The sequence below is a fragment of the Collibacillus ludicampi genome (assembly GCF_023705585.1).
Taxonomy (GTDB): domain Bacteria; phylum Bacillota; class Bacilli; order Tumebacillales; family BOQE01; genus Collibacillus; species Collibacillus ludicampi.
On record NZ_BOQE01000001.1, the window covers coordinates 1,681,956 to 1,701,078 of the forward strand.

Here is a 19,123-nt window from a genome sequence, read left to right on the forward strand (position 1 = left end):
CCTGACTAGGAGGTGTCATAGATGCGTGTGAATGTGATCTTGGCATGCACCGATTGCAAACAGCGCAATTATATCACCAAGAAAAATAAGAAGAACAATCCTGATCGCATTGAGCTGAAGAAGTACTGTAAGTTTTGCAACCATCATACTCTTCATCGTGAAACTCGCTAAGGGTTCCCCGAGATACTAGGGGTGGTACGATGAGTAAAGTTGCAAACCTCATATCCTTCTTCCGGGATGGGTGGGGGGAGCTGAAACGTGTTCGCTGGCCGAATCGAAAGGAATTACTCTCATATACGGTGGTTACAACAAGCACCGTCATTGTGATGTCTCTCATTATATTCGGATTCGATCTCGGGATCAGCAAGCTTCTCGAACTCATCAAGCTCGGTGGCACCAGGTAATCATTACCAATCACTTTAGGGGGGAAGGGCGACCGCCCTCGAACGATGGAGAACATGGAGAAACATTGGTATGTGGTTCATACCTATTCCGGCTATGAAAACAAGGTGAAGACAAACCTCGAACGCAGGGTTCAGTCGATGGAGATGCAGGATAAAATATTCCGCGTGCTCGTTCCTGTGGAAGAGGAAGTGGAGGTCAAGAACGGGAAGAAGAAAACCGTTATGCGCAAGACATTTCCAGGTTATGTCCTGGTAGAGATGATCATGACCGATGACTCATGGTATGTCGTGCGCAATACCCCGGGTGTGACCGGATTTGTGGGATCATCCGGCGCTGGTTCGAAGCCCACTCCTCTCTTACCTAGCGAAGTGCGTGCCATCTTGAAACAGATGGGCGTGGAAGAGGCGAAGCCGAAGGTCGACTTCGGGCTGAAGGAAGCGGTACGGATTGTCGAAGGACCGTTTGCGAACTTCGTGGGTAGTATAGAGGAGATCCACCCTGATAAGCAGAAGCTGAAGGTTCTTGTCTCCATGTTCGGCCGAGAGACCCCGCTCGAACTTGATTTTTCTCAAGTCGAGAAATTATAATGATTGAGGTTGTTTTCAGTCTTGTCTATAGCCATAATTGGCATAGGCTTTGTTTATAGTAGGGAAGTCACTTTCCTGTGGGAGGGCATGATTGTCCCGTAATACCACATTGTGAGAGAAGGAGGTGGACGTTGTGGCTAAAAAAGTAGTAAAGGTTGTTAAACTCCAGATCCCTGCTGGTAAAGCTACCCCCGCGCCGCCGGTTGGTCCGGCCCTCGGTCAAGCGCAGGTTAATATCATGGGTTTCTGTAAGGAATTTAACGCTCGCACGGCTGACCAAGCGGGCATGATCATACCTGTTGTCATTTACGTTTATGAAGATCGTTCCTTTACTTTCGAAACGAAGACTCCACCGGCTGCTGTCTTGTTGAAGAAAGCGGCGGGCATCGAGTCCGGTTCTGGTGAACCGAACAAGAAGAAAGTGGCGACCATCAAACGTGATAAAGTGCGCGAAATCGCGGAACTGAAAATGCCTGACCTGAACGCGGCCAGCGTTGAAGCTGCGATGCGTATGGTTGAAGGTACCGCGCGTTCCATGGGTATCGTCGTCGTTGATTGATGGATGATTTGCGCTTTTGATGTGGGTTGGCGTACTGCCAACCCTTTATAGAGTGTGTTCAAAAAGGACGACTTTTTGAACAACCTCTAACAAGTGGGAGGTATTCACCGTAAATACCACAATGAGGAGGAAATGAAGTGGCAACCAAGGCGAAAAAATACCTTGAGTCAATCAAGTTAATTGATAAAGATGCGGTTTATGATCCCGCTGAAGCTCTTGACCTTGTCAAGAAAACAGCAAAAGCGAAATTTGACGAAACGGTTGAAGTAGCTGTTCGTCTCGGGGTTGATCCGAAGAAAGCGGATCAGCAAGTTCGCGGCGCTGTTGTGTTGCCTCATGGCACAGGTAAGGTAGCACGCGTACTCGTATTCGCAAAAGGTGAAAAAGCGAAGGAAGCGGAAGCCGCAGGTGCGGATTATGTCGGTGATGAAGATCTCATCAACAAGATCAATCAAGGTTGGTTCGACTTTGATGTGGTTGTGGCGACCCCTGACATGATGGCTTCCGTCGGTAAACTTGGTCGCGTATTGGGTCCGAAAGGGCTTATGCCGAACCCGAAAACCGGTACCGTTACTTTCGATGTAAAAAAAGCGGTTGAAGAAATCAAAGCCGGTAAGATCGAATACCGCGTGGACAAAGCGGGTAATATTCATGCGCCGATCGGTAAGGTTTCCTTTGATACACAGAAGTTGTTGGAGAACTTCCACACATTGATCGACGCTTTGATCAAAGCGAAGCCTGCAGCGGCAAAAGGCCAGTATGTCCGCAATGTGACCTTGAGCTCCACTATGGGACCTGGCATTAAAGTGAACTTGCAGAAATTAGCTCCTGAAAACAAGTAATTTCGCTTTGACATCACGTTTAACTACGTGGTAAGATTTCAAGCGTGCGATAAATGAATACGCAGAACCGCAGACAGTAGGTGTGCTTGAGCACTTAATCATCGCCTACCGAGGTTCGAGAGTCTCCTGATCGATCGTGAGTAACATGGATCGTTACTTTTCGAATCGCTATAGATCGAGTGGAACGTCTCAGCCTTCGCGTGTCTGCGGGGGCTTTTTTCATGCAAGTTAGTCGTATGGGAGGTGTTAGGATGAGTATCCGTGAAGAGAAGGTTCAATTGGTAGCTGAGATCGCTCAGAAGCTGCGTGAATCGAAGTCCACGATCGTAACCGACTATCGCGGGCTGACTGTAGCTGATATGACAGAGCTTCGCAAGAAGCTTCGCGAAGCGGGCGTTGAGTTCAAAGTGTTGAAAAACACGTTGACGCGCCGTGCTACCGAAGGAACAGAGTTTGAAGGCATCAATGAATATCTGACCGGTCCGACAGCGATCGCATTCTCGTATGAGGATATCGTTGCTCCGGCAAAGATTTTGAATGATTTTGCGAAAGAGCACAAAGAACTTGAGATCAAAGCGGGTATCGTCGAAGGACGTGTTGTTGGCCTTGATGAGGTGAAACAACTGGCGAACCTGCCGAGCCGCGAAGGTCTCATCTCCATGTTCCTCAGCGTTCTTCAAGCGCCTATGCGCAATTTCGCTTATGCGGTTAAGCAGATCGCTGAGCAAAAAGAGCAGCAAGCGTAAGTGCGCTTGAGTCTCGCTTGATTACTTAGAGCACGTTCTATTTCTAATTTGCGAAACGAAAATCAGGGAGGTATATCCATATGTCCAAAGAGCAAATCATTGAAGCGATTAAAGGCATGAGCGTTCTTGAACTGAACGAACTCGTTAAAGCGATCGAAGAGGAATTCGGCGTAACTGCCGCTGCTCCTGTTGTTGTAGCTGGTGGTGCTGCTGGCGGTGAAGCTGCTGCTAACGAGCAAACAGAATTTGACGTAATCCTCGCAAGTGCTGGCGCTTCCAAGATCAACGTAATCAAAGTTGTGCGCGAAATCACGGGTCTCGGCCTGAAAGAAGCAAAAGAAATCGTGGACAACACTCCGAAACCGATCAAAGAAAAAGTTTCCAAGGAAGAAGCGGAAAGCATCAAAGCAAAACTCGAAGAAGCAGGTGCTTCTGTCGAAATCAAGTAATCGCGCGCTATTGCGTCGTTTTGAAAAAGACTCTTGTGAACCCACAAGAGTCTTTTTTTCCTCATCGTCTGTTTATATTCGTGTTATCATTTGGAAATGATGAGAAGTGGAGGGACTTCCATGACCGATCATTATTATTCGAATCGCCCCGCCACGAAGCATGATGAGCGCCTTATTCAAGTGACGATCCGCGATATGCATTTTTCGTTCTGGACGGATGCGGGCGTCTTCTCAAAAAGCGGTATCGATTACGGATCCAGACTTCTGATCGAGACTATGGAGATCCCAGTCGATGCGGCGGTTCTCGATGTGGGATGTGGGTATGGTCCGATCGGGATCGCTGCGGCCAAGCTTGCGCGGGAAGGGCACGTTTTGATGCTGGATGTAAATGAGCGCGCGGTCTCCCTCGCCAAACGAAATATTCGGCAAAACGGAGTGACGAATGCAGAAGCAATGGTGAGTGATCTCTATACGTCCGTGGGTTCCGAAACGTTTGACCGCATTCTGACAAACCCGCCGATTCGGGCAGGGAAACGTGTCGTACATAAGATCTTTGAGGAAGCGGTTGATCATCTGAGAAAAGAGGGCGAGCTGTGGATTGTGATTCAGAAGAAGCAAGGTGCACCTTCCGCCAAAAAGAAACTGGAGAGCTTGTTCATGACGGTGGAAGATGTGGCGCGGAGTGCGGGATATCATATCTTGCGGGCAAAACATCCCAGCAAATATTTTTCATAAGTATCTTTGACAATTGCGTCCATTTATGATATTATCATAAAATGCCGAATAAATATGATTGGTTTTTTGTCGTTTCATTTACATACGTGTTTTCTTTTTCGCTCATGTGCTAGGCTATGAATTTACTTTACAAAAATGTGGATCTTTGTACAAGACCCATTTTTTATTTTTAGACACTAGGCGATCAATAGGCATGAGGGGTGACCGAAGTGCAGGGAAATCTCGTTCAGTACGGTAAGCGTCAACGCAGAACTTACGCGCGTATTCAAGAAGTTCTGGAACTGCCTAACCTGATTGAAATCCAGCAGAAGTCATACCAGTGGTTCTTGGATGAAGGGCTTAAGGAAATGTTCCAAGATATTTCGCCGATTACGGATTTCACGGGGAATCTGGTGCTGGAATTCATCGATTACAGCCTGGGGGAACCGAAGTATTCGGTGGAAGAAAGCAAGGAACGTGATGTTACATATGCGGCACCTTTGCGCGTGAAAGTTCGTCTGATTAACCGTGAAACGGGTGAGGTCAAAGAACAGGAAGTTTTCATGGGGGATTTCCCGTTGATGACAGAATCCGGTACGTTCGTTATCAACGGAGCGGAACGAGTGATCGTGAGTCAGCTCGTTCGTTCACCTAGTGTGTATTTCAATACAAAAACAGACAAGAATGGCAAGAAAACATTTACGGCGACCGTCATTCCCAATCGCGGAGCTTGGCTGGAATTCGAAACGGATGCGAAAGATGTCATTTATGTACGCATCGACCGCACCCGTAAAATACCTGTGACGGTGCTATTGCGTGCGTTAGGTTTTTCGACTGACGCCGAGATTTTAAATGTCTTGGGTGAAGATGAATATTTGCGCAATACACTTGACAAAGACAACACGGATTCAACAGAAAAAGCGCTGATCGAGATTTACGAGCGTTTGCGCCCGGGGGAACCTCCGACACTGGAAAACGCACGTAACCTGCTATATTCCCGCTTCTTCGATCCGAAACGTTACGACCTGGCAAGTGTAGGACGCTATAAGATCAATAAAAAACTACATATCAAGAATCGACTTTTGAACCAGCGTTTGGCCGAAACGCTCGTTGATCCGCGTACAGGGGAGATACTTGCGGAAGCAGGTACAGTCCTTGATCGCCGTGTTTTGGATAAGATTTTGCCGACTTTGGAAGAGTCGGTGAATTATGTGGAGTACCGTGCGGCTTCTGGAGTCGTGGAAGAGGAGCAGATCCGTGTACAAGAGATCAAGATCTTCTCTCCTTACGACGACAGCAAGGTGATCAAAGTCATTGGCAACGGCAACATCGACAAGAATGTCAAACATATTACGCCTGCTGATATCTTAGCGTCGATCTCTTACTTTATTAATTTATTATATGGTGTAGGTTCGACGGATGATATCGATCACCTCGGTAATCGCCGCTTGCGTTCGGTCGGAGAGTTATTGCAAAACCAGTTCCGTATCGGTCTTTCGCGTATGGAGCGCGTTGTCCGCGAACGGATGTCGATTCAGGATGCGAACGCGATCACCCCTCAAGCGTTGATAAACATCCGTCCGGTGATCGCAGCCATCAAGGAGTTTTTCGGTTCCTCCCAGCTTTCGCAATTCATGGATCAGACGAATCCGCTGGCTGAGTTGACACACAAACGCCGTCTGTCAGCATTGGGACCTGGCGGTTTGACACGCGAGCGCGCGGGATTCGAAGTGCGCGACGTTCACTACTCGCACTACGGTCGCATGTGTCCGATCGAAACGCCGGAAGGTCCGAACATCGGATTGATCAACTCGCTATCCACTTATGCGAGGGTCAATGAGTACGGCTTTATTGAGACGCCATATCGCCGTGTGGATCCGGAAACGGGCAAAGTGACGAATGAGATCCATTATCTCACGGCGGATGAAGAAGATAATTACGTGATTGCCCAAGCGAACGTGAAAATCGCCGAAGATGGTTCGTTCGTTGATGATACCGTGATCGTACGTTACAACTCGGAAACGGTGGTTCTTCCGAAAAACCGGGTTGATTACGTAGACGTTTCGCCGAAACAGGTGGTTTCCGTGGCGACGGCACTGATCCCGTTTTTGGAGAACGACGACGCGAACCGTGCGCTGATGGGTTCGAACATGCAACGCCAAGCGGTTCCTCTTTTAGTTCCGCAGGCTCCTTTTGTAGGAACGGGTATGGAACATAAAGCGGCGAAAGATTCCGGTTCATGCGTAGTTTCCAAGCACGATGGCGTGGTTGAACGAGTGGACGCTTCAGAGATTTGGGTGCGCGAACAAAAAGAAGTAGACGGGAAACTGATCACTGGCAATTTGCATAAATATAGACTTTTAAAATTCGCGCGTTCCAACCAGGGAACATGTATCAACCAACGGCCCGCTGTTAGAAAAGGAGACATCGTGAAAAAAGGTGACATCTTGGCGGATGGTCCTGCGGTTGACAACGGAGAACTGGCGATCGGCAAAAATGTCCTTGTCGCTTTCATGACATGGGAAGGTTACAACTACGAGGACGCCATTTTGCTGTCGGAGAAATTGGTGAAAGAAGATGTGTACACATCGATCCATATCGAGGAGTATGAATCGGAAGCGCGTGACACCAAACTGGGACCGGAAGAAATCACACGGGATATTCCGAATGTGGGTGAAGACGCGCTGAAGAATCTGGATGAACGTGGAATCGTACGCATCGGCGCCGAGATTGAAGCTGGTGATATTCTGGTGGGGAAAGTTACGCCTAAAGGCGTCACGGAATTGACGGCCGAAGAACGGTTGCTCCATGCGATTTTTGGGGAGAAAGCGCGTGAAGTGAGAGACACTTCTTTGCGTGTGCCTCATGGAGGTGCTGGTATCGTCGTCGATGTGAAAGTGTTCACCCGTGAAAATGGCGATGAACTCCCGCCGGGCGTGAATCAATTGGTTCGCGTTTATATCGCGCAGAAACGCAAGATTTCCGAAGGTGACAAGATGGCAGGACGTCACGGAAACAAAGGTGTCGTTGCGCGCATCATGCCGGAAGAAGATATGCCGTTCCTGCCTGACGGAACTCCGGTTCAAGTCGTATTGAATCCGTTGGGTGTCCCGTCGCGGATGAACATCGGTCAGGTATTGGAAGTCCACTTGGGTATGGCGGCGAGAGCGCTCGGTATTCATGTGGCAACACCGGTGTTTGACGGGGCTAGAGAAGACGACGTGTTCAATACGTTGGAAGAAGCCGGCCTTCCGCGGGATGGTAAAACGGTACTTTATGACGGACGGACAGGGGAACCGTTTGAAAACCGGGTGACCGTCGGTGTCATGTACATGTTAAAGCTGCACCATCTTGTCGATGATAAGATCCATGCCCGTTCCACTGGACCTTACTCCCTTGTCACACAGCAGCCATTGGGAGGTAAGGCGCAATTTGGTGGACAGCGTTTCGGGGAGATGGAGGTTTGGGCTCTCGAAGCTTATGGTGCCGCTTATACTCTACAAGAAATTCTCACCGTCAAATCGGACGATGTGGTCGGCCGCGTGAAAACATACGAAGCGATTGTCAAAGGTGAAAACGTCCCGGAACCTGGTGTTCCTGAATCGTTCAAAGTCTTGATCAAGGAACTCCAATCCTTGGGTATGGACGTAAAGATACTTTCAGAAGACGAGCAAGAGATTATCATGCGTGAAAGCGATGATGATGACGATTCGAGCGAAAAGTTGAATCTCAACTTGGAAACTAACGAAGTCGCTGAAAGTAACGATTAGGGAGGTAGGCCCTATGCTGGACGTCAACAATTTTGAGTTTATGAAAATCGGGTTGGCTTCTCCCGAAAAGATACGCTCATGGTCCCACGGGGAAGTGAAAAAGCCGGAAACGATCAACTATCGAACACTGAAGCCCGAAAAAGAAGGGCTCTTTTGCGAGAAGATTTTTGGTCCAACGCGTGACTGGGAGTGTCATTGCGGTAAGTACAAACGTGTTCGTTACAAAGGGGTTGTCTGTGATCGCTGCGGCGTGGAGGTTACAAGGGCAAAAGTACGACGTGAACGCATGGGGCATATCGAATTAGCCGCACCCGTTTCACATATCTGGTATTTTAAAGGAATCCCCAGCCGAATGGGTCTCGTCCTTGACATGTCTCCTCGTTCTCTGGAGGAAGTGATCTATTTTGCTGCTTACGTTGTCACCGATCCAGGTGACACGCCGCTCGAGAAGAAACAATTGCTTTCGGAGAAAGAGTACCGTGCCTATCGTGAAAAATACGGCTACTCGTTCCAGGCGGGAATGGGAGCGGAAGCGATCAAGAAGCTTTTGTTGGAGATCGACTTGGATAAAGAAGTCGAAATGCTGAAAGAGGAACTGAAGACGGCACAAGGTCAACGGCGCAACCGTGCCGTCAAACGCCTGGAAGTTCTCGAAGCGTTTCGTTCTTCCGGCAACCATCCATCCTGGATGATTCTCGATGTCCTTCCGGTCATTCCGCCTGAGCTTCGACCGATGGTTCAACTGGATGGCGGGCGCTTCGCGACTTCCGACTTGAATGACCTGTACCGGCGTGTGATTAACCGGAACAATCGCTTGAAGCGTCTTTTGGATCTGGGAGCTCCAGATATCATCGTTCAAAACGAAAAACGCATGTTGCAAGAGGCGGTTGACGCGTTGATCGACAACGGTCGTCGCGGTCGTCCTGTAACGGGTCCGGGCAACCGTCCTCTGAAGTCACTCTCCCATATGCTTAAAGGGAAACAGGGGCGTTTCCGTCAAAACCTTCTTGGGAAACGCGTGGACTACTCAGGGCGTTCCGTGATTGTGGTCGGTCCGAACTTGAGGATGTATCAGTGCGGTTTGCCTAAAGAGATGGCGCTGGAGTTGTTCAAGCCGTTTGTCATGAAAGAGCTGGTGGCGAAGAACCTGGCGCATAACATCAAGTCGGCAAAACGTAAGGTGGAACGCGTGTCGCCGGAAGTCTGGGATGTCCTTGAGGAAGTGATCAAGGAACACCCTGTTCTGTTAAACCGTGCACCTACCCTTCACCGTTTGGGTATTCAGGCGTTTGAACCGATTCTGGTTGAAGGTCGTGCAATCAAATTGCACCCGCTTGTGTGTACCGCATACAACGCAGACTTCGACGGTGACCAAATGGCTGTGCACGTTCCGCTCTCGGCGGAAGCGCAAGCGGAAGCTCGCTTGTTAATGCTTGCGGCGCAAAATATCCTCAACCCGAAAGACGGAAAACCTGTTGTGACTCCGACACAGGATATGGTGTTGGGATCGTATTATTTGACATTTGACCGTCCGGGTCAACAGGGAGAAGGGCGAGTATTCGCAACCCCTGAAGAAGCCATTGCCGCGTACAGTGAAGGGCAGATCGGATTGCATACGCGGATTGTCATTCCTGCGAAGGTTCTCGGTAAAACATCGTTCACTCCGGAACAGGAACAGGCGCTTTTGATTACAACCGTGGGGAAAATCATCTTCAACGAGATTTTCCCGAGTGATTTTCCGTATATTAACAGCTCGAAGCCCGTGAATATCTTGAAAGGGATTCCGGACGAGTATTTTATCTTCGAGAAAGGCGTCGATGTGCGTCAGAAAGTCAAAGAGTTGCCGATCCAGGAAGCGGTCATCAAGAAGACATTGGGGATCTTGATTGCTGAGATTTTCAGACGTTACGGCACAACGAAGACGTCAGAGATCCTTGACAAGATCAAGGAACTCGGGTTCAAATACTCGACAAAAGCAGGGATTACCATTTCCGTTGCCGATATTAAAGTCCCGCAACAGAAATATGACATTCTTGAGGAAGCGGAAGAGAAGGTCAAAACCGTTACCAAGCAGTATCGACGCGGTTTGATCACGGATGACGAACGTTATGACCGTGTCGTATCGATCTGGAGCCAAGCGAAAGATAAGATTACAGAGGTTCTCATGGGATCGCTCGATCGCGTGAATCCGATTTATATGATGGCCCACTCTGGAGCGCGCGGTAACGTTTCGCAGATTACGCAGCTTGCGGGTATGCGTGGGTTGATGGCGAACCCGTCAGGTCGCATCATCGAGCTGCCGATCAAATCTAACTTCCGCGAGGGGCTCAGCGTTCTTGAATACTTTATTTCCACACACGGTGCCCGCAAAGGTTTGGCGGATACAGCGCTGCGTACGGCAGACTCCGGCTACCTTACGAGACGTCTCGTGGATGTGGCGCAAGATGTGATTGTCCGTGCGATTGATTGCGGGACTGACAAAGGGATCAATGTGGAAGAGATTCGCGATGGCCGCGAAGTGATCGAAGATCTGTTCGACCGTATCAATGGACGTGTGTCTTTCCAACGAATCGTTCATCCGGAAACAGGTGAAGTGATCGTTGAGAAGAATGAATTGATCGATGAAGAGAAGGCGAACAAGATTGTGGATGCAGGCATTACGTCTGTAACCATCCGTTCCGTATTGACGTGTCGCACTCGTCACGGTGTCTGCGTAAGATGCTACGGACGCAATCTTGCTACCGGCAGAATGGTGGAGATCGGTGAGGCTGTCGGTATCATTGCCGCACAATCGATCGGAGAACCGGGTACACAATTGACGATGCGTACGTTCCACACCGGCGGTGTGGCGGGTGATGATATCACCCAAGGTTTGCCGCGGATTCAAGAATTGTTTGAAGCGCGCAATCCGAAAGGTCAAGCAATCATTACGGAGATTCATGGTGAAATCACCGACATCCGTGAAGCAAAAGACAAACGTGAAATTGAAGTGACTGGTGAAGCGGAAGTCAAAGTATATTCCGTGCCTTACGGCTCTCGTATTCGCGTGGCTGTTGGCCAGAAGGTAGAACCAGGAGACGAACTCACCGAAGGCTCTGTCGACCCGAAAGATATGCTGAAAGTGAAAGGCATGCGCGGCGTGCAGAAGTATATCTTGCGTGAAGTGCAACGCGTTTACCGCTTACAAGGTGTGGAAATTGACGATAAGCATATCGAAGTCATGGTGCGGCAGATGTTGCGCAAGGTGCGGATCGTGGATCCAGGAGATACCGATTTGCTGCCGGGTACGTACGTGGATATCCACGATTACGAAGAAGCGAACCAGAAAGCGTTTATGGAGGATAAAGAGCCTGCTGTAGCAAGACCCGCTTTGCTCGGTATCACGAAGGCTTCTCTCGAAACCGACTCGTTCCTGTCGGCAGCTTCCTTCCAGGAAACGACGCGCGTGCTGACAGATGCGGCGATCAAAGGGAAGGTTGACCGCTTGCTGGGGCTCAAGGAAAACGTGATTATCGGTAAACTCGTGCCTGCGGGTACAGGGATGTCAAGATATCGCAATATCCGACTTGAAACGGAATCAGAGCAAGAACAGAAAGTGGAAGAGCCAGCGGGAGAAGTGCAGGCGCATGTGGAAAAGAGCATTGAAGTGGAAACAGTTTGAAATTCCTGCTGTCCAAGCGTGATTCGAAGTGCGTTTCGGCGGGTGTAGCGCCGGAACGCACACTTTCACGTACACATGTTTAACAATCAATGCTGGTGAACTTTTTTTGATTTTGCTAAAAAGCTTTGTTGACATGCAAAGATTGTACTGCTAAAATCATTTAGTGTGCCCAATGGTTCGTCTCATCGTGCTCAAGGGGGTAGGTCATCATGCCGTATGATCGTATCAAACGTGCAAAGAAACTTGCGATCGGTACGAATCAAACCACAAAGGCCCTAGAGCAAGCGACAGCCAAAGAAGTGTATGTTGCTAAAGATGCTGAACGACGCCTCGTTTCAAATATTGAAGGGCTAAGTAAACAAAGGAATATACCACTTGTCTGGGTCGAGTCGATGAAAGAACTCGGCAAGGCGTGTGGGATTGCAGTTGGTGCTGCGGCGGCGGCAATCATCGAAGAATAAGGCGTTTGGCCTTTTTCGTTTGTCGATGAATGAACCGCCTGGCTCTGTGGACTTGAAAATCGAAGGAGGTGTAGTTATGCCGACGATTAACCAGCTTGTGCGCAAAGGTCGCAAATCGATTGAAAAGAAATCGACCGCACCGGCGCTGCAAAAAGGCTACAATAGTTTTGCGAAGGAACAAACCGATCTTCCTTCTCCGCAAAAACGTGGTGTTTGCACTCGTGTGGGTACGATGACACCGAAGAAGCCGAACTCCGCGCTTCGTAAATATGCGCGCGTTCGTTTGTCGAATGGAATTGAGGTTACCGCATATATCCCGGGTATCGGCCACAATCTTCAAGAGCACTCCGTGGTACTCGTTCGCGGAGGACGTGTGAAAGACCTTCCGGGGGTACGTTATCATATCGTTCGTGGTGCACTCGACACTGCAGGTGTGAAAGATCGTATGCAAGGTCGCTCGAAATATGGTGCGAAGCGTCCGAAGGATAAGAAATAAAACTGTGAGCTGATTGCGAAGGGAGGGAAATGGAATGCCGCGAAAAGGTCCTGTACCGCGCCGTGATGTCATGCCGGATCCGGTTTATGGCAGCAAAATGGTTACACGGCTGATCAACAAAGTGATGTACGACGGAAAGAAAGGGATCGCGCAACGGATCGTTTACGATGCGTTTGATCTCATTCGCGAAAAAACCGGAAAAGAACCGATGGAAGTGTTTGAAGCGGCTCTCAAAAACGTGATGCCTGTATTGGAAGTTAAGGCGCGTCGCGTGGGGGGCGCAAACTATCAAGTTCCGGTGGAAGTTCGTCCGGAACGTCGCGTAACGCTCGGCATTCGTTGGATCGTCAACTATTCGCGTTTGCGCAGCGAGAAATCGATGGTTGAAAAGCTCGCGAACGAATTGATTGACGCTGCTAACAACACAGGTGGATCCGTGAAAAAACGAGAAGACACCCACAAAATGGCTGAAGCGAACAAAGCGTTTGCACATTATCGCTGGTAAGATCAGCGCAATGTGCAAACCCTGTAGGCTTCGCGAGATATGCGGAGAAAGGAGGATGTCTCTATGGCTCGTCAGTTCCCTTTAGAGAAAACGAGAAATATCGGGATCATGGCGCATATTGATGCGGGTAAAACGACAACTACGGAGCGCATTCTGTTCTATACGGGCCGCGTCCATAAGATCGGGGAAGTGCACGAAGGTGCAGCGACGATGGACTGGATGGTACAAGAGCAAGAGCGCGGGATTACGATTACTTCGGCCGCTACGACCGCTCAGTGGAAGGGTCACCGCATTAATATTATCGACACGCCAGGTCACGTGGACTTCACTGTTGAAGTTGAACGTTCGTTGCGCGTGCTTGACGGTGCGGTTGGTGTATTTTGTGCGAAAGGTGGCGTAGAGCCCCAATCCGAAACGGTATGGCGTCAAGCTGACAAATATCACGTACCACGTATTGCTTATGTGAACAAAATGGACATCCTCGGTGCAGATTTCTATCGCGCTGTTGAACAAATGCGTGATCGTTTGAAGGCGAACGCTGTGCCGATTCAATTGCCAATCGGAGCAGAGGATACCTTCCAAGGGATCGTTGACTTGGTTGAGATGAAAGCGATCATTTACAAAGACGATCTCGGAAAAGTATCCGAAGCTACCGAGATTCCGGATGAGCTCAAAGAGAAAGCGGAAGAGTATCGCACGAATTTGGTCGAAGCGGTAGCTGAGCTTGATGAAGAGCTTATGATGAAGTACCTCGAGGGTGAAGAAATCACCACTGAGGAGATCAAGCGAGTACTGCGCAAAGGAACATGTAACGTACAGATCGTTCCTGTACTCTGCGGATCTTCCTATAAGAACAAAGGGGTTCAACCGCTGCTCGACGCCGTTGTTGAGTACTTGCCTTCGCCTATCGATGTACCGGCGATCAAAGGGTTTACGGAAGATGGCGAAGAGGTTGAACGTCATTCCAGTGACGATGAACCATTTGCGGCACTGGCTTTCAAGATCATGACAGACCCGTACGTTGGTAAGCTTGCATTCTTCCGTGTGTATTCCGGTGTATTAAACTCTGGATCTTACGTACTTAACTCGACCAAGAACAAGCGTGAGCGTATCGGGCGTATTCTGCAAATGCACGCGAATCACCGCGAGGAGATTTCGACCGTTTATGCTGGCGATATCGCCGCCGCTGTGGGCTTGAAAGACACGACAACCGGTGATACGCTGTGTGATGAGAAAAATATTGTGATCCTGGAATCGATGGAATTCCCGGAACCGGTGATCAACGTCGCGATCGAGCCGAAGACGAAGGCGGATCAAGACAAGATGGGGATTGCTCTTGCCAAACTTGCGGAAGAGGATCCGACCTTCAAAACATGGACCGATCAAGAAACCGGACAGACGATTATCGCTGGTATGGGCGAACTGCACCTCGAAATCATCGTTGACCGTTTGCAACGCGAATTTAAAGTGGATGCAAACGTGGGTAAGCCGCAAGTAGCTTATAAGGAAACAATCAAAGGTAAAACGAAGATTGAAGGTAAGTTTGTTCGTCAATCCGGTGGTAAAGGTCAATACGGTCACGTCTGGTTGGAAATCGAACCCCTCGAACGTGGACAAGGATACATCTTCGAGAACAAAATCGTCGGTGGGGTCGTTCCGAAAGAATATATTCCTGCTGTTGACGCCGGTGTGCAGGAAGCTATGCAAAACGGTGTTCTCGCAGGTTATCCGTTGATTGACATCAAAGTCACACTTGTAGACGGTTCGTACCACGACGTCGACTCTTCGGAAATGGCGTTCAAGATTGCAGGTTCTATGGCTCTCAAAGCCGGCGCACTTAAAGCGGATCCTGTGCTGCTTGAGCCGATCATGCGCGTTGAGGTTACCGTTCCGGAAGAATACATGGGAGATATCATGGGAGATATCAACTCTCGCCGGGGACGTATCGAAGGTATGGAAGCGCGCGCGGGCGCACAAGTCATCCGCGGATATGTGCCGCTTTCCGAGATGTTTGGATATGCGACATCTCTTCGTTCGCGTACACAAGGGCGCGGCGTTTACTCAATGGAGTTCTATTCCTATGAGGAAGTACCGCGTTCCATCGCCGAAGAGATCATCGCTAAGAATAAAGGTTAATCCTACCACTTTATATCAAGGAGTGAAGCAAAATGGCAAAAGCAAAATTTGAGCGTACCAAACCCCACGTTAACATTGGTACAATCGGTCACGTTGACCATGGTAAAACCACTTTGACCGCTGCGATTACAACCGTTCTTGCGCAACGCGGTAAGGCGCAAGCTATGGCATACGACGCGATCGATAAAGCTCCGGAAGAACGTGAACGCGGAATTACCATTAATACCGCTCACGTTGAGTATGAAACAGATAACCGTCACTATGCACACGTTGACTGCCCAGGCCACGCTGACTATGTGAAAAACATGATCACCGGTGCAGCGCAAATGGACGGTGCGATCCTCGTTGTTTCCGCTGCTGACGGTCCGATGCCGCAAACTCGCGAGCACATCCTGCTCTCCCGTCAGGTAGGCGTTCCTTACATCGTAGTATTCATGAACAAGTGCGACATGGTTGACGACGAAGAGTTGCTCGAGCTCGTTGAAATGGAAATTCGTGACCTTCTCACCGAATACGAATTCCCGGGAGACGAAGTTCCGGTCATCCGTGGTTCTGCTCTGAAAGCTCTTGAAGATCCGAACGGCGAATGGGCTAAGAAAATCGACGAACTCATGGCTGCTGTTGACTCCTATATTCCGGAGCCGGCTCGTGAAACCGATAAGCCTTTCTTGATGCCTGTTGAGGACGTATTCACGATCACGGGTCGTGGTACAGTTGCTACCGGTCGTGTTGAGCGCGGTGTTCTCAAAGTTGGTGACGAAGTTGAAATCGTTGGTCTCGCTGAAGAAACCCGCAAAACGGTTGCTACCGGTATTGAAATGTTCCGTAAGCTCCTCGATAGCGCACAAGCTGGGGATAATATCGGTGCTCTTCTCCGCGGTATCGATCGTAAAGACATTGAGCGCGGTCAAGTTCTCGTGAAACCGGGTTCCATCAACCCGCACACCAAGTTCAAAGCTGAAGTGTACGTCTTGACGAAAGAAGAAGGCGGCCGCCATACTCCGTTCTTCAACGGCTACCGTCCTCAATTCTATGTACGTACAACAGACGTGACCGGTATCGTTAAGCTTCCGGAAGGTACCGAGATGGTCATGCCTGGCGACAACATCACACTCGATGTTGAGTTGATCGCTCCGATCGCTCTCGAAGAAGGTACACGTTTTGCTATCCGTGAGGGTGGCCGTACTGTAGGTGCTGGTGTTGTAACTTCTATCATTGAATAATGATAGATTTCATGGAATTAGCCGAATCCGATGGGTTCGGCTTTTCTATTGCCACAGTTTCTTTTCGTGATCAATGGATTTCATTGAGAATAAGGTAGTCCCCCATGTCGCATGGGCGGTGCCATCATAGGATAAAAAATTTCTTGTACAGGATGAGAGATATAAAGCTAACCAATAAAACGGAGTGGCTTTTGGGTGGGTGTATCGCATTGCGGCGCAGAGGTAAGTTGAAGGTCGTTCCGCTTCCTATATACCGTTAAAAGGCATATGCTTTGCGCGTAATTGCGACTTTGGAGGTCGTCTTGCGACATTTGTTTTGTTTATCTTCCAAGCAAGACGCCCTCCACGGAGCATGAGCGCAAAGCATATGCCTCAATGACGCCCTTCTCCGAACCCAAGCGCAAAGCGATGCACCCACCCAAGCACTAGTTTTCTCAGTGGAGACCGAGATTTTTTTGTAAACATGCATAAAAAGACTTGAGTTTATCCTGTGCTTTAATTATAATTTTGTATTGTTGGTCTTAGACTGCAATGATGCGAAAGGTTGCTGAAGTACCGTTTCACGCCATATGCGGTACCAATCAGGTGAATTTTCGCGGAGTATGTCCAACGAAATGGGCGAAAAGGAGGGAATTCATATGGCAAAACAGAAGATTCGCATTCGATTGAAAGCATTTGATCACAGAATCATTGACGCTTCTGCAGAGAAGATTGTAGAGACTGCAAAGCGTGCGGGTGCTAGCGTATCCGGTCCGATTCCTCTTCCGACTGAGAAATCGATCGTAACGATTTTGCGTGCACCTCACAAATATAAAGATTCTCGTGAACAATTTGAGATGCGTACACACAAGCGTTTGATCGATATTATCAATCCGACGCCTCAAACGGTTGACGCTTTGATGCGTTTGGATTTGCCTTCTGGTGTTGATATTGAAATTAAACTGTAATGTTCGAAAATATATGTGCTAGGAGAACTCCTAGGGAGGTGGCAAGAATGAAAGGTATCTTGGGACGTAAACTTGGGATGACCCAAGTATTCACCGAAGACGGTAATGTTGTTCCTGTTACTGTCATCGAAGCGGGTCCTTGCGTGGTTTTGCAAAAGAAAGACCTACAAAATGACGGTTATGAGGCAGTACAACTCGGTTTTGCTGATAAAAAGAAGGCGAACAAACCGGAAGCGGGTCACGCAGCAAAAGCAGGGACCACCCCTAAGCGCTACGTTCGCGAACTTCGCGGAGTAAATCTTGCCGATTATGAGGTCGGACAAGTAATCAAAGCGGATACATTTGCACCTGGTGACATCGTTGATGTTACGGGTATCTCCAAAGGTAAAGGTTTTGCCGGTGCGATTAAACGGCACAATCAAGCGAGAGGTCCGATGGCACACGGTTCACGTTACCATCGTGGTCCCGGTTCGCTTGGCGCAATTGCTCCGAATCGCGTTTTCAAAGGTCAAACCTTACCTGGACGTATGGGCGGCGAGCGAGTAACGGTACAAAATCTCGAAATCGTCAAGGTGGATCCGGAACGTAACCTGATTCTCGTTAAAGGTTCTGTACCCGGTCCCAAAAAGTCTTTTGTAACTATCAAAACGGCTATCAAGTCTGGCAAATAAAGAAATTTCTTAGGAAAGGAGGAGCATACATGCCGAAAGTTCCTGTTTACAACGTATCTGGTGAACAAGTGGGGGAAATTGAGTTATCCGAAGCAATCTTCGGTGTTACCCCGAATCAACATGTGATGCATGAAGCGGTCTTAATGCAATTAGCAAGCGAGCGTCGTGGTACACACGCGACAAAAAATCGTGCGGCAGTTCGTGGTGGTGGCCGCAAGCCATGGCGCCAAAAAGGAACCGGACGTGCTCGTCAGGGCTCGATACGCGCGCCTCAATGGGTGGGTGGTGGTACCGTATTTGGTCCGCAGCCGCGTTCCTACGCATATAAACTTCCTAAAAAAGTGCGTCGTCTGGCATTGAAATCAGCACTCTCTACGAAGGTGAACACGAACTCCATCATCGTTCTTGACGAACTGAAGATGGATGCACCGAAAACCAAAGAGATGGTAAAAATCCTCTCGAATATTAAAGCTGCTAACAAAGCTTTGGTTGTAGGTCTCGAAACACAAGGGAACGTTGCATTGTCTTCCCGCAACATTCCTGGTGTGAAGTATGTTTCGGCAACCGGTATCAACGTGTATGATCTGTTGTATCATGACTCTCTCGTCATCACAAAAGACGCGGTTGCGAAAGTGGAGGAGGTGTTTGCGTAATGAAGAACCCTCGTGATATTATCAAACGTCCTGTCATCACGGAACGCAGCACCGATTTGATGGAACAAAACAAGTACGCTTTTGAAGTGGATCTTAAAGCGAACAAAACGGAAATCAAGCAAGCAATCGAAGAAATTTTCGGCGTGAAGGTTGCGAAAGTGAACACGATGCGTGTTCCTTCCAAACAAAAGCGTGTCGGTCGATTTGTAGGTCGTACATCTGAATGGAAGAAAGCGATCGTCACATTGGCTCCAGATTCAAAACCGATATCTTTCTTTGAAGGGGCTTAAAATATTTG

At 49.0% G+C, this 19,123-nt stretch carries 19 protein-coding genes and 1 other annotated feature; all 19 genes read left to right on the forward strand.

All coding sequences use genetic code 11. The features are described 5' to 3' along the window. The first annotated feature begins 21 nt into the window (after window positions 1-21). Window positions 22-171 (forward strand): 50S ribosomal protein L33, encoded by a 150-nt coding sequence (rpmG, locus tag DNHGIG_RS08425; protein WP_282199242.1) that lies wholly within the window; start codon window positions 22-24, stop codon window positions 169-171. Window positions 172-200: 29 nt separating this feature from the next. Further along, window positions 201-404, forward strand: coding sequence for a preprotein translocase subunit SecE (secE, locus tag DNHGIG_RS08430; RefSeq protein ID WP_282199243.1), 204 nt, complete (start codon window positions 201-203; stop codon window positions 402-404). A gap of 54 nt (window positions 405-458) precedes the next feature. Continuing rightward, entirely contained in the window at window positions 459-992 is a 534-nt protein-coding gene (gene nusG / locus DNHGIG_RS08435; protein ID WP_282199244.1) for a transcription termination/antitermination protein NusG, read from the forward strand. Between the two features lie 133 nt (window positions 993-1,125). Continuing rightward, window positions 1,126-1,551 carry a 50S ribosomal protein L11 gene (gene rplK / locus DNHGIG_RS08440; RefSeq protein WP_282199245.1) on the forward strand — a complete coding sequence of 142 codons (426 nt, stop codon included), beginning with the start codon at window positions 1,126-1,128 and terminating at the stop codon, window positions 1,549-1,551. Window positions 1,552-1,688: 137 nt separating this feature from the next. Next, a complete protein-coding gene (gene rplA / locus DNHGIG_RS08445) occupies window positions 1,689-2,393 on the forward strand; it encodes a 50S ribosomal protein L1 (RefSeq protein WP_282199246.1) in 705 nt (234 codons plus the stop codon). 49 nt (window positions 2,394-2,442) lie between these two features. Further along, window positions 2,443-2,622: a sequence feature (ribosomal protein L10 leader region), on the forward strand. 22 nt (window positions 2,623-2,644) lie between these two features. Next, window positions 2,645-3,139: a 50S ribosomal protein L10 gene (gene rplJ / locus DNHGIG_RS08450; protein WP_282199247.1), complete on the forward strand. Its 495-nt coding sequence runs from the start codon at window positions 2,645-2,647 to the stop codon at window positions 3,137-3,139. A gap of 80 nt (window positions 3,140-3,219) precedes the next feature. Then, window positions 3,220-3,588: a 50S ribosomal protein L7/L12 gene (rplL, locus tag DNHGIG_RS08455; RefSeq protein WP_282199248.1), complete on the forward strand. Its 369-nt coding sequence runs from the start codon at window positions 3,220-3,222 to the stop codon at window positions 3,586-3,588. 120 nt (window positions 3,589-3,708) lie between these two features. Beyond that, a complete protein-coding gene (locus DNHGIG_RS08460) occupies window positions 3,709-4,323 on the forward strand; it encodes a class I SAM-dependent methyltransferase (protein ID WP_282199249.1) in 615 nt (204 codons plus the stop codon). A gap of 209 nt (window positions 4,324-4,532) precedes the next feature. Beyond that, window positions 4,533-8,072, forward strand: a complete 3,540-nt coding sequence (rpoB, locus tag DNHGIG_RS08465) for a DNA-directed RNA polymerase subunit beta (RefSeq protein ID WP_282199250.1) — start codon at window positions 4,533-4,535, stop codon at window positions 8,070-8,072. A 13-nt stretch (window positions 8,073-8,085) separates the two neighbouring features. Further along, window positions 8,086-11,733: a DNA-directed RNA polymerase subunit beta' gene (rpoC, locus tag DNHGIG_RS08470; protein ID WP_282199251.1), complete on the forward strand. Its 3,648-nt coding sequence runs from the start codon at window positions 8,086-8,088 to the stop codon at window positions 11,731-11,733. 209 nt (window positions 11,734-11,942) lie between these two features. Continuing rightward, the gene (locus DNHGIG_RS08475; RefSeq protein WP_282199252.1) at window positions 11,943-12,194 is read left to right on the forward strand and encodes a ribosomal L7Ae/L30e/S12e/Gadd45 family protein; all 252 of its coding nucleotides are present in this window, start codon (window positions 11,943-11,945) and stop codon (window positions 12,192-12,194) included. A gap of 76 nt (window positions 12,195-12,270) precedes the next feature. Continuing rightward, complete coding sequence (gene rpsL / locus DNHGIG_RS08480; RefSeq protein WP_282199253.1) at window positions 12,271-12,690, forward strand: 30S ribosomal protein S12; 420 nt, start codon at window positions 12,271-12,273, stop codon at window positions 12,688-12,690. A gap of 34 nt (window positions 12,691-12,724) precedes the next feature. Next, on the forward strand, window positions 12,725-13,195 hold the full coding sequence (gene rpsG / locus DNHGIG_RS08485) for a 30S ribosomal protein S7 (RefSeq protein ID WP_282199254.1): 471 nt from the start codon (window positions 12,725-12,727) through the stop codon (window positions 13,193-13,195). 63 nt (window positions 13,196-13,258) lie between these two features. After that, a complete protein-coding gene (fusA, locus tag DNHGIG_RS08490; protein ID WP_282199255.1) occupies window positions 13,259-15,331 on the forward strand; it encodes an elongation factor G in 2,073 nt (690 codons plus the stop codon). 32 nt (window positions 15,332-15,363) lie between these two features. Further along, window positions 15,364-16,554, forward strand: coding sequence for an elongation factor Tu (tuf, locus tag DNHGIG_RS08495; RefSeq protein WP_282199256.1), 1,191 nt, complete (start codon window positions 15,364-15,366; stop codon window positions 16,552-16,554). A 638-nt stretch (window positions 16,555-17,192) separates the two neighbouring features. After that, window positions 17,193-17,501, forward strand: coding sequence for a 30S ribosomal protein S10 (gene rpsJ / locus DNHGIG_RS08500; RefSeq protein WP_282199257.1), 309 nt, complete (start codon window positions 17,193-17,195; stop codon window positions 17,499-17,501). A 47-nt stretch (window positions 17,502-17,548) separates the two neighbouring features. Beyond that, a complete protein-coding gene (rplC, locus tag DNHGIG_RS08505; protein ID WP_282199258.1) occupies window positions 17,549-18,172 on the forward strand; it encodes a 50S ribosomal protein L3 in 624 nt (207 codons plus the stop codon). A 29-nt stretch (window positions 18,173-18,201) separates the two neighbouring features. Then, complete coding sequence (gene rplD, locus DNHGIG_RS08510) at window positions 18,202-18,825, forward strand: 50S ribosomal protein L4 (protein WP_282199259.1); 624 nt, start codon at window positions 18,202-18,204, stop codon at window positions 18,823-18,825. Next, the gene (rplW, locus tag DNHGIG_RS08515) at window positions 18,825-19,115 is read left to right on the forward strand and encodes a 50S ribosomal protein L23 (protein ID WP_282199260.1); all 291 of its coding nucleotides are present in this window, start codon (window positions 18,825-18,827) and stop codon (window positions 19,113-19,115) included. The genes rplD and rplW overlap by 1 nt, the downstream gene beginning before the upstream one ends. The last annotated feature ends 8 nt before the right edge of the window (window positions 19,116-19,123 follow it).